The organism is Arcticibacter tournemirensis (assembly GCF_006716645.1).
Classification (GTDB): Bacteria; Bacteroidota; Bacteroidia; order Sphingobacteriales; family Sphingobacteriaceae; genus Arcticibacter; species Arcticibacter tournemirensis.
This window is the reverse complement of sequence record NZ_VFPL01000001.1, coordinates 1,804,852-1,816,252: the sequence shown is the minus strand read 5'-3', so window position 1 is coordinate 1,816,252 and position 11,401 is coordinate 1,804,852. Positions and strand designations below refer to the sequence as shown.

At 43.8% G+C, this 11,401-nt stretch carries 9 protein-coding genes; 8 read left to right on the top strand and 1 reads right to left on the bottom strand.

Annotated elements, in window-relative coordinates; translation table 11 throughout:
* Window positions 1-35: 35 nt before the first annotated feature.
* Window positions 36-812 carry a tryptophan synthase subunit alpha gene (gene trpA, locus BDE36_RS07710; protein WP_141814403.1) on the top strand — a complete coding sequence of 259 codons (777 nt, stop codon included), beginning with the start codon at window positions 36-38 and terminating at the stop codon, window positions 810-812.
* A 92-nt stretch (window positions 813-904) separates the two neighbouring features.
* Window positions 905-1,303: a PEGA domain-containing protein gene (locus tag BDE36_RS07705; protein WP_161987573.1), complete on the top strand. Its 399-nt coding sequence runs from the start codon at window positions 905-907 to the stop codon at window positions 1,301-1,303.
* A 32-nt stretch (window positions 1,304-1,335) separates the two neighbouring features.
* On the opposite strand, the gene BDE36_RS07700 is transcribed toward BDE36_RS07705, so the two are convergent.
* Complete coding sequence (locus BDE36_RS07700; RefSeq protein ID WP_141814401.1) at window positions 1,336-3,228, bottom strand: RecQ family ATP-dependent DNA helicase; 1,893 nt, start codon at window positions 3,226-3,228, stop codon at window positions 1,336-1,338.
* 105 nt (window positions 3,229-3,333) lie between these two features.
* Here BDE36_RS07700 and BDE36_RS07695 point away from each other — a divergent pair, with 105 nt between their 5' ends.
* The 6 genes from BDE36_RS07695 (at window position 3,334) to BDE36_RS07670 (ending at window position 11,362) form a co-directional block, all read left to right on the top strand.
* On the top strand, window positions 3,334-6,573 hold the full coding sequence (locus tag BDE36_RS07695; protein ID WP_141814400.1) for an amidohydrolase family protein: 3,240 nt from the start codon (window positions 3,334-3,336) through the stop codon (window positions 6,571-6,573).
* 331 nt (window positions 6,574-6,904) lie between these two features.
* A complete protein-coding gene (locus BDE36_RS07690; protein ID WP_141814399.1) occupies window positions 6,905-8,092 on the top strand; it encodes a C1 family peptidase in 1,188 nt (395 codons plus the stop codon).
* A gap of 179 nt (window positions 8,093-8,271) precedes the next feature.
* Window positions 8,272-9,081, top strand: coding sequence for a nucleoside triphosphate pyrophosphohydrolase (gene mazG / locus BDE36_RS07685; RefSeq protein WP_141814398.1), 810 nt, complete (start codon window positions 8,272-8,274; stop codon window positions 9,079-9,081).
* Window positions 9,082-9,117: 36 nt separating this feature from the next.
* Window positions 9,118-9,522, top strand: coding sequence for a hypothetical protein (locus BDE36_RS07680; protein WP_141814397.1), 405 nt, complete (start codon window positions 9,118-9,120; stop codon window positions 9,520-9,522).
* A 3-nt stretch (window positions 9,523-9,525) separates the two neighbouring features.
* Entirely contained in the window at window positions 9,526-10,089 is a 564-nt protein-coding gene (locus BDE36_RS07675) for an RNA polymerase sigma factor (RefSeq protein WP_141814396.1), read from the top strand.
* Window positions 10,073-11,362, top strand: coding sequence for a hypothetical protein (locus BDE36_RS07670; RefSeq protein WP_141814395.1), 1,290 nt, complete (start codon window positions 10,073-10,075; stop codon window positions 11,360-11,362). The genes BDE36_RS07675 and BDE36_RS07670 overlap by 17 nt, the downstream gene beginning before the upstream one ends.
* Window positions 11,363-11,401 lie beyond the last annotated feature (39 nt).

Sequence of the window (11,401 nt, the reverse complement as noted above, 5' to 3'; positions counted from 1 at the left end):
AAACTCTAAACAATCAACTCTAAACATTAAAGAAAGTGAACAGAATTAAAAACGTATTTGAACAGAAAAAATCTTCTGTATTATCTATATTTTTTACCGCCGGATATCCTGATCTGAACAGCACTGTTGATATTGCAGAGGCGCTGGAAAAGGCAGGGGCGGATTTTCTTGAGATCGGGATACCGTATTCTGATCCTCTGGCCGATGGACCAGTTATTCAGAACAGCTCGCAAAAAGCTATCGAAAACGGGATGACTGTAAAAGTACTTTTTGAACAATTGAAGGACCTTCGGAAAAGAGTTTCTATCCCGGTACTGCTGATGGGATATGTAAACCCGGTGCTGCAATACGGCGTAGAGAGGTTCTGCTCATCGTGTGTAGAGGTGGGCGTTGACGGACTGATCGTACCAGACCTTCCGATGTATGAATATGAAGAGATGTACCGTTCGTGTTTTGAAAGTAAAGGCCTCAGCAATATCTTTCTTATCACCCCTCATACGTCCGACGAGCGCATCCGCAAGATCGATGAATTGAGTAATGGTTTTATCTATTTGCTTTCATCTTCATCGACCACCGGGAAGAACCTTGCTGTATCGGCGGGGACTGAAGATTATTTTGGCCGGATTAAAAATATGAAACTTAGAAACCCAACGATGATCGGTTTCGGAATTTCAGACAATAAGAGCTTCAGCAAAGCAAGCGAATATGCTAACGGTGCAATTGTGGGAAGCGCTTTTGTAAGACTACTTGATTCAGAAGATTATATGGATAAAATCCCTGGATTTATTCAAAGTCTGAAAAATGGTCAATAACGAAGACTGATGCAATTGCCGTCTTAATGCCATTAAAAATTGTGTTTTTAAGAATAAAGTTTTACACTTGCCTAAAATTCACAAATAATAAAATGAAAAAAGTTCTTAACCTTGTCATGTCATCAGTGGTGATTCTGCTGTTGTCAAGCTGTTGCACCGTATTTAAAGGATCCAAACAATCAATTAAAGTAGTAACTAATCCTCCCGGTGCGACTGTGGAAGTCGATGGCATTGAGAGAGGAGTAACACCTCTGGATCTTAGAATAAAAAAAGGATTTAAAGGCCAGACCGTAGTACTCAAAAAAGACGGATATGAAAGAAGGTCTTTCGAACCTGAGACTACGTTTGATGCAGTCAGTATTGTCAATGTTTTTTTCTTTCCAGGATTCATCATCGACGCAGCCACTGGAGCTATGATGCAATATGATCCAAAGGCATACGAGTTAAATTTAACAAAACAAGCGCCGGTACAGGCCACTTCCACTAAGTAACAATTTCAGCCCGGTACATATACCGGGTTTTTTTATAAATAATAGCCGATCCCGTCCGATTTGACCTTTCCGGCGTCGAGAAGGTTGCGAAGGGCGTCAATGCGTTCTTTTTCGTTTCCGGAGTGAAGGGATGTGATGATTTCTTCAAGGCTGAGATGTTCGGCGCTCAGGAGCTGGATAATTTCAAAAGTGATCTGTTCGAAAAGGCCTTTACTGTTTGCAAGTCTCTTTTCTTCAAGACAGACATCACAGATCCCGCATTTTTCTGACTCTGGTTCATTAAAGTACTCAAGGAGCAGACGACTTCTGCACGCCTTCGCCTCTGCGTAATGAACAACGGCTTTCACCTGGGACTGCATAATCTGCTTCCGCAAGGCGATATACTTCGTATCGATATTGAGGTGTGCGCCATCAGCTCTTGCTTTTACAAACTGAAGCTGCGGCATGTCTGTTTGTTTCAGATAGCTCAGCAAACCAAGTTCCTCCAGCTTCTCGAGTATTTGCATTACTTCACGGGTAGTTTTACCGCTTCGCCGGGCAATTTCACTCTCTCTTACCGGAGTATACTGTTCAAAAAGCCCGCCATATGAACGTAGCAGCAATTTTATAAACGCATCGTATCCGGCATACTCTATTTGAAACCGGTAAAGATCTTCGGCAGCTACTACAATTTTTAGTCTGGACGGAAGGTATACACTTTCGGTGAGCGAAATATATTCGTCGTGCTCCAGAAACTTCAATGCGCTTAAGGTTTTGAGAGCATCCAGTTTGAAGCGGGAACAGAAATCACCTATGTCGAATTCAAAAACAAGTCCCTCTCCTGCTCCATAGGCGATCTGATAATAGTTGCCCAGCGCATGGTAAACCTGCCTGATCTCCTCAATTGACGGAAAGCTTAGCTCGAGCTTTTTCTCAAGTTGTATGCGGTCTGCCTGATTATACAGTAAAACGGCATAGGCTTTCTTTTCGTCACGACCTCCACGGCCCGCTTCCTGGTAATAAGCCTCCAGGCTACCCGGAAGGTCGAGATGCACAACAAACCGCACATCTGGCTTATCAATTCCCATTCCGAAAGCATTTGTTGCTACAATAATCCTTGTTTCGTTCTTTTTCCAGGCCTCCTGCTTCAGACTTCGGCCAGGTGTGTCGATACCGGCGTGGTAGAAATCGGCATTATAGCCCTCATTGTTGAGCAAGCGTGATACTTCCTGAGTTTCACGCCGGTTTCTTACATACACAATACCCGTACCTTCTATATTGGCAGCAATAGAAAACAGTTTCCTGTATTTATTCTCTTCATGAGCCACCACGTAGCTCAGGTTCTTACGGGCAAAGCTTTTGCGGAGAACGTTCGGCTTTTTAAACAGGAGCTTTTGCTGTATATCCTCCACTACGCGTTCTGTAGCAGTGGCCGTGAGTGCCAGCACCGGTACCTGGGGATGAATCTCACGGATATCGGCAATATGAAGATAGGGCGGGCGGAAATCATAGCCCCATTGAGAGATACAATGGGCTTCGTCTACTGCGATCAGGTTGACATTCATGTACGAAATACGGGCTCTTACCAAATCAGACATGAGCCTCTCCGGAGACAGATAAAGAAACTTTATCTTCCCGTAAACACAGTTATCGAGCATGATATCGACTTCGCGCTTTCCCATCCCCGAAACAATCGCTACAGCCTCAATCCCCCGTGACTTCAGATTTTCGACCTGGTCTTTCATCAGGGCGATAAGAGGAGACACGACAATGCAGATCCCGGGATTTACTATTGCAGGTACCTGGAAACATATCGATTTCCCTCCGCCGGTCGGCAATAAAGCCAGCGTATCTTTCCCATCCAGGACAGATTGAATGATATCTTCCTGCAAAGGTCTAAATGAATCGTAATTCCAGTATTTCTTGAGTACCTGATAGATTGTCATACTATTTCCCAATTACAAAGATGTGTTTTTTACCGGATATCAACTATTGCTACTTCTGTCCATGGATGAGAAGAAGTATATTTGCCTTACACTTTAGATATAAAAATGAAGAAAGTTTATATTATTCTATCTGTATTTATCTCTTCATATGCCTACAGTCAGCAAAAATCTGCTACCTGGAACATAGACAAACCAACAGGCCCTGTAAAAACAGTCTCTATTTATACCGACGAAGGAACCTGGATGAACCTGGACGTTAGTCCGGACGGAAAAGAAATTGTTTTTGACCTGTTAGGCGACATTTATAAAATCCCGGCTACGGGTGGTGCTGCTGTATTACTTTCGGGAGGTATGGCTTTTGATGTGCAGCCGCGTTTTAGTCCCAATGGGAAATACATCTCTTACACTAGTGATAAGGGGGGTGCCGACAATATATGGGTCATGAATGCCGACGGAACCGGTAAACGTGCGGTTTCAAAGGAAACATTCAGGCTTTTGAATAATGCCGTGTGGACGCCCGACAACCAATACCTGATAGCGAGAAAGCATTTTACTGCCAGCCGTTCTCTGGGAGCAGGCGAGATGTGGATGTACCACATCTCGGGAGGCGATGGCGTTCAGCTTACAAAAAGAAAGAATGATCAGCAGGATGCAGGAGAACCAGCGGTTTCGCCTGACGGTAAATATCTGTATTACAGTGAGGATGTGAGTCCGGGACCCTATTTCCAATACAACAAGGACCCGAATGGTGAGATCTACGCCATCAAGCGCCTGAACCGGGAAACTGGTGAAACCGATGAAGTTGCAGGTGGTCCCGGCGGAGCGGTTCGGCCGCAGCCCTCTCCTGACGGAAGAATGCTTGCTTTTGTAAAACGTGTAAGATTAAAATCAGTATTATATCTACAAGACCTTTCGACAGGCGAGGAATGGCCTGTGTATGATGATCTCTCGCGCGACCAGCAGGAAGCCTGGGCAATCTTTGGCGTTTACCCTGGCTTTGCCTGGACTCCGGACAGTAAAAACATCATCTTCTATGCGAAAGGCAAGATTAGAAATCTGGATATCGCCTCACAGGTTGTGAAAGAAATTCCTTTTGATGTGACGTCGAATCAAACCGTTACTGAAGCATTGCATTTTGAGCAGACGGTTTTCAAGGATGAGTTCGATGCTAAAATGATCAGGCAAACAAGCACTTCACCTGACGGGAAGATGATCGCATTCAACGCGGCGGGATATATTTATACGAAAACCTTACCCGACGGTGAACCCAAACGTATCACTGAGGGAACGGACTTTGAGTTTGAGCCGGATTTTAGTCCCGATGGCAAGTGGCTGGTCTTTGTAAGCTGGAATGACGAAACCAAAGGAACGTTGAATAAGCTTGACCTCAGAAGCGGGCGTGTTACGCCACTAACTACCGAAAAGGGCTTTTATTATTCGCCTAAATTCTCGAACAAAAGTGATAGGGTTGTATACCGAAAGGGCACAGGAAATTACTCACTGGGCTTCACTTTCGGAAAGAACCCGGGAATCTATGTTATCTCCGTTAACGGAGGTGAGCCCGTAAAAATCTCTGAAAACGGGATAAGACCCCTGTTCAGTTCAAATGATTCCAGGATATTTTTCCAGAGCCACGAAGGAGATAAGAAAGCATTTAAAAGCATGGATCTGAACGGCGGCAACGTCAGGACTCATTATCTGTCTACCTATGCCAACCAGTTCGTCCCGAGTCCAGATGGAAAATGGCTTGCTTTTACTGAGCTTTTCAATGCTTACATTACGCCCCTTGTTGCCTCAGCAAACGGACTTGAACTTTCGGCAGAAAACAAATCTCTGCCATTAACCAAGGTTACCAGAGACGCGGGAACGTACCTGCACTGGAGCCGCGACAGTAAAAAGCTAAACTGGACACTTGGATCACAATACTTCAGCAGGGAAATTAAAAATTCCTTTAGTTTCGTTGAGGGCGCTCCGCAAACACTGCCGGCTATTGACAGTACTGGTTTGGAAATAGGTCTTAAACTGGCATCCGACGCCCCCTCAGGCAAAATTGCTTTTACTAACGCCCGCATCATTACGATGAAAGGGAACGAAGTTATCGAAAACGGAACAATTGTAATTGAGAAGAACCGTATTGTTGCAGTTGGTCCGGCTGCCCAGGTTAAAGTACCGGATGATGCACTGGTTATCAGTGCCGATAACCAAACGATCATGCCAGGCATTGTGGATGTCCATGCGCACCTTCCAACCAGCCCCGATGGCATTTCACCTCAACAGGACTGGAGCTATTTTGCAAACCTTGCCTATGGTGTAACAACATCACACGATCCTTCTAGTAACACTGAAATGGTTTTCAGTCAATCTGAAATGGTCAGATCAGGACGAATGATCGGGCCGCGTATTTTCTCAACGGGGTCTATTTTATATGGTGCCGATGGAGATTTTAAAGCCGTCATAAACAGTCTGGACGACGCCAGATCACATTTAAGACGAATGAAGGCGGTTGGTGCTTTTTCGGTAAAGTCGTACAATCAGCCAAGGAGGGAACAACGGCAGCAAATCATACAAGCCGCACGCGAATTAAAAATGGAGGTAGTTCCAGAAGGCGGATCGACCTATTTCCATAACCTGTCGATGATCATCGACGGGCATACCGGCATTGAACACAATATCCCGGTAGTGCCTGTATATAAAGATGTAAAGGCATTCTGGAATGCGAGTAAAACGGGCTACACTCCTACCCTGATTGTTAGCTATGGATCACAGTCGGGCGAGAACTTCTGGTATGACCGTACCAATGTATGGGAAAAAGAGCGGTTGCTTAATTTCGTGCCCCGTGCGATTATCGACAGCCGTTCGCGGAGGAGAACAACTTCAGAATTTGGCGATTATGGTCATATTGAAGTAGCAAAGGCGGTGAAGCAACTTGCTGATGGCGGCACAAAAGTTAATCTCGGTTCGCATGGCCAATTACAGGGACTGGGTGCTCACTGGGAACTGTGGATGCTGGCGCAGGGAGGCATGAGTGCATTGCAGGCAATCCGCTGTGCTACTATTAATGGTGCTGAATACCTTGGAATGGGTAAAGAGTTGGGTTCACTCGAGGCCGGAAAGCTTGCTGACCTCCTTGTATTGGATGCAAATCCTCTCGACGACATCAGGAACACTGAAAGTATTAAGTATGTGATGGCTAACGGACGCTTGTTTAATGCCGAGACAATGAATGAAGAAGGCAACCGACCAAAACAGAGGGCTAAGTTCTGGTGGCAAACAACCCGCGGTGAAGGCGTGGTAATAAACGGTAATGCTGAAACCTTTACTTTCACAACGCCGGAGTGTGATTGATGGTGGGTTGCGGGTTGCGGGTTGTGAGTTGAGGGTTGAGGGTTGAGGGTTTAAAGATAAAAGCTGAAAGGCGAAAGCATAAGGCTGCTTGCTGAAAGGTGAAAGCAGAAAGCAAAAGGCTAAAGCTGACGGCGGATTGCGGATTGCGGATTACTGATCGCCTGTCGCCGATTGCTAATAATTGACGGCATTCTGTTATAAAAAAGCAAATTTCTTTTTTTATTACTCACATCCTCATAAATTTACACCTTAAACACACACGTGCTATCATTAGGAAATCCTTTTTCGGAAGACCGGTTTAATAGCATGCTTTTATAATTTATTCCTCATAATGAAGTTTAAACCATTCGTTTTTTCTGCTGCCCTGATTATAGCGGCTAATGTTTCTTTTTCGCAGGACAATCTTGTTAATTCATTAAAATCCAATCAGAGCGCTGACAGCAAAGAGGGTTTTAAATTTACCGACGTCATCAATCTTGCAAATACAACTATTAAGAACCAGGGATCCTCGGGAACCTGCTGGAGCTATTCTACTAATTCGTTCCTTGAGTCTGAAATGATCAGGCTGGGTAAAGATCCAATAGAACTTTCGCCAATTTACAGCGCCCGTTGCGCCTATATCGAAAAGGCGAAAAACTACGTTCGCATGCATGGCGCTGTGACTTTAGGCGACGGAGGAGAGACACACGACGTGATCAACATGTACCGAAAATACGGAGCATTGCCGCTAAGCGTTTATACCGGACTAAACTACGGAACCAGCAAAAATAAATTTGGCGAAATGGCCGCAGTTACACAGGCGATGCTGGAAGCGATAGTTAAAAACCCTAACGGACAGCTTACTCCTAACTGGCTTAGCGCTTACACAGCCGTTCTAGATGCATATCTGGGAAATGTACCTCAGAGTTTCAGTTACAAGGGAAAAAACTATACACCTCAGAGCTTTGCAAAAGAACTGGTTGGCATTAATCCTGATGATTATATCGAGCTTTCATCCCTTACTGATTACCCATATTATAAAAAGTTCACCCTGTTGATTCCCGACAACTGGTCGTTTGATCAGGTTTATAATGTACACATGGATGAGATGACCGACATTATCGACAACGCTTTAAAGAATGGATATACTGTAGCATGGGCTACTGACGTGAGTGAAAAAAGCTTTAGCTGGAAAAATGGAGTTGCTTATGTTCCTGAAACAAGCTACGAGGACATGACCGATCAGCAGAAAGCAGAAATGTTCAATGGGCCTAAACCGGAATTAGCGGTGACTCCCGAAATCAGGCAACAAGCATTTGATAACTATAATACCACAGATGACCACGGTATGCACATTGTAGGTATTTCTAAAGACCAGAATGGCAAGGAATATTACATCGTTAAGAACTCGTGGGGAACAACGAACGATTATAAAGGTTATCTGTATGTCACCAGGAACTTTGTGAAATATAAAACTACTTCTTTACTACTTCATAAGAAGGCTATTCCTTCAGAATTAAGGAAAAAGATAGGCGTTTGACAATGGACAATTGGCAATTGACAATGGACAATGGACAATTGACAATGGACAATGGACAGTTGACAATGGACAGCTGACAAGGAACAATGCTAACTGACAAGAGACGATGGGGGTAATAACGGAAGCATCTGGTTATTATCCCCATCTTTTTTTACCTTTGCCCGTCAATTTGATAGCTCATGCCTCAAAATATAGCTCCTTCTACCGCCACCACTCCAGCTTCTGCTTTTGAGCGGATGCTTACCGTTTTAAATACGCTGAGAGAACAATGTCCCTGGGATAAGAAGCAAACAATGGAAAGTTTGCGTCATCTTACTATAGAGGAAACCTATGAATTATCCGATGCAATTCTGGAAGGTGATAAACAGGAAATAAAGAAAGAGATTGGAGATATCATGCTTCATCTCGCTTTTTACGCGCGCATCGCTTCAGAAACGGGGGATTTTGACATCACGGACGTGCTTAACAGTTTATGCGATAAGCTTATTATCAGGCATCCCCATATTTATGGCGAGGTAACGGCAGAGGATGAGGAAACGGTTAAAAGAAACTGGGAACAAATCAAATTAAAGGAAGGCAATAAATCGGTTCTCGAAGGTGTGCCCGTTTCGCTTCCGTCTCTTGTGAAGGCCTCGCGTATCCAGGAAAAAGTGCGGGGAGTTGGATTCGACTGGGAAAATCGTCACCAGGTTTGGGAAAAGGTGGAAGAGGAAATGAATGAATTCAGAGAGGAGTTCAACAAAACAGATGCACCCGTTGATGCTGAAAAAGCTGAAGGCGAATTTGGCGACCTTCTCTTTTCACTCATCAATTATGCGCGGTTCATCAACATTAATCCGGAGAATGCTTTAGAAAAAACCAACAAAAAGTTTATTCGTCGGTTTCAATTTCTCGAAAAGCGAGCAGCTGAAATAGGGAAAAACCTGAAAGACATGACATTAAATGAGATGGATGTCTTTTGGAATGAAGCCAAAAAGGGCGAAAAATAGCTGTAGCGTTTATATTCATATTTGCGTATAGCAGATATGAGAAGAAAAGCCTGCCTATTGATTTTTTTTAGCTTTTTAATCAACAGCTGCAAACGCGATGGCGTTTTCAATCCTGAAGGAACGTATAAAGGACGTTTTATCTATACAATCGCTATAAGTTCGAGCGGGCCCACAATCGCCCCGGCCTCAATACGTTTCGAAAACGAAACTTTTACATCAACTGCAGGCCAGAATAGAATTCCGGCAGGAGGATCTGGAACATTTAAAATAAACGGAAGACAAATTGAATTTGCTGATACAAATGCCTGGACAGCTGATTTCAACTGGGCATTAATATTAAGCGGCAAATATGCTTACAAAACTCGGGCAGATAGCTTATTTTTAACCAGGCGAACAAATGACGGTAACACATACGAGTACAGGCTAAAAAGAATTCCTTAATAAATGCAGAAAAAGTTGGGTATTTCTGAAGACGAACTGATTCAACGGTGTAAGTCGGGTGAATTGAAGTTCCAGGAGAAGCTTTATAAGCATTTCTACGGCTACGCTATGGGCGTAGGTTTAAGATACCTGGCAGACAGAGACGATGTGCTGGAAGTAGTAAACGACTCATTTATTAAGGTTTTTAAAGCGATTCAGTTTTTCAATGAGACACAACCTTTCAAAGCATGGCTCAGGCGTATAGTTGTAAATACAGCCATCGACCATAGGAGAAAGAACTTAAAATACATGAACCAGGTAGATATAGATGAAGCGGGATATGTAGGACAGGCTGCCGAAGCGGTAGAGAACCTGTCTGTAAAAGATATTCTGGAATTAATGAACCATCTTCCGGAATTACATAGAATGGTATTTAACCTTTATGAAATAGACGGATACAGTCACGATGAGATAGGAAATATACTCAGTATACCAGTGAGTTCTTCAAGGGTTTACCTGAGCCGTGCAAAAGAAAAACTAAGAAAGTTCTGGAATCAACAGGAGGATAATTATGTACGACCAGTTTGATAAAAAGATTTCTGACAGGATAAAATATGTGTTCGACACATATGAAGATGACTCCTCAGATGCAGGCTGGAAAGAGTTACGAAAAAGCTTTCCGGGAACAGAGGGCAAGCGCCGTCCACTGCTTTATTGGATGAGTGCTGCCGCCGCAGTTGCTCTGTTAGCTATAGGAAGCTGGCTATACTTTAACCAGGATATGCAGGAGCAGGTTGTTGCTAAAGTAACTTCTCCAGTTCCATCCAAACAACTGAAGGATCATCAGGATGAGATAAGCAGCGAGGTAGTTAAACATGAAGAGATAATTACCGCCGAAAAATCAGCAGACCCTGTTTCGCATGTAGTACGCGCCAGTCTCCCGGATAGAGAACGCAATAATACTACTGATGTAGAAAACGAAACACTTCCTGTGGCAACCACGAGCAGCGCTCCTGTAATATTAACTGCTGCTGAAAGCAGCGACTCAACAGCAGTTTTAAAAGATCCGGTGTATGCACAGGCTGATATCCGAAAAAAAGAAGCTGTTACCGCTGCAACCGGTGATGACTATATAAAGCAGCAAGCTGAAAGGCTGGCCAGCATCAAGGAGGTCCCAACAGTTAAGAAAGCCGAGGTAAAGAAAGACAATAAACTTTCCTTTGGCATATACGCAGGAAGCTTCGTGAACTATTCTGACGGAAGTAAAACCAGTATGAACACGGGCGTTGGTCTATCGTCTGAATTCAAGATCACTAAAAAGTTAAAAATTGCAACTGGTATCGCTTTGGCCCAAAACACTTTAAAATATGATAAGCTTTCGCCGCAGGAGTCTGCCGATATTTATCTTTCTGTACCTGTGTCGGATGAGCCACAACTAACAAATAGCTTTATAGCAAAGACGTCGTCATTAAGTTATACAGTAAATGGATATGATGCTTCTCTGTTAGGTCTTGACATCCCGGTAAATATCAAATACATGTTTATCGAAAATAAAAAAGAACTGTATTTGGTGGCCGGACTTAGCTCAAATTACTTTATTGATGAGGCTTATACCTACAACTATGTAAATATGGGAGCAAGGATTGATGGTGATACTGAAGAAAAAACAACCACAAAGACGAGCAGCTTCGACTTCGCGAGGATGCTGAACTTTTCTGTTGGATTCGGTTATCCGGTAGGAAAACAAAGTAAACTTTCGCTGGAGCCTTTCATTAAATATCCACTTGGGGGGCTGGGAGCTCAGGATATCCGCTTCGGATCGGCAGGATTAAACCTCAAACTGAACTTCAGTACGAAGTAGTAGGATGCGTGTTGCGTGTTGCGAGTTGCAGGTTGTAGG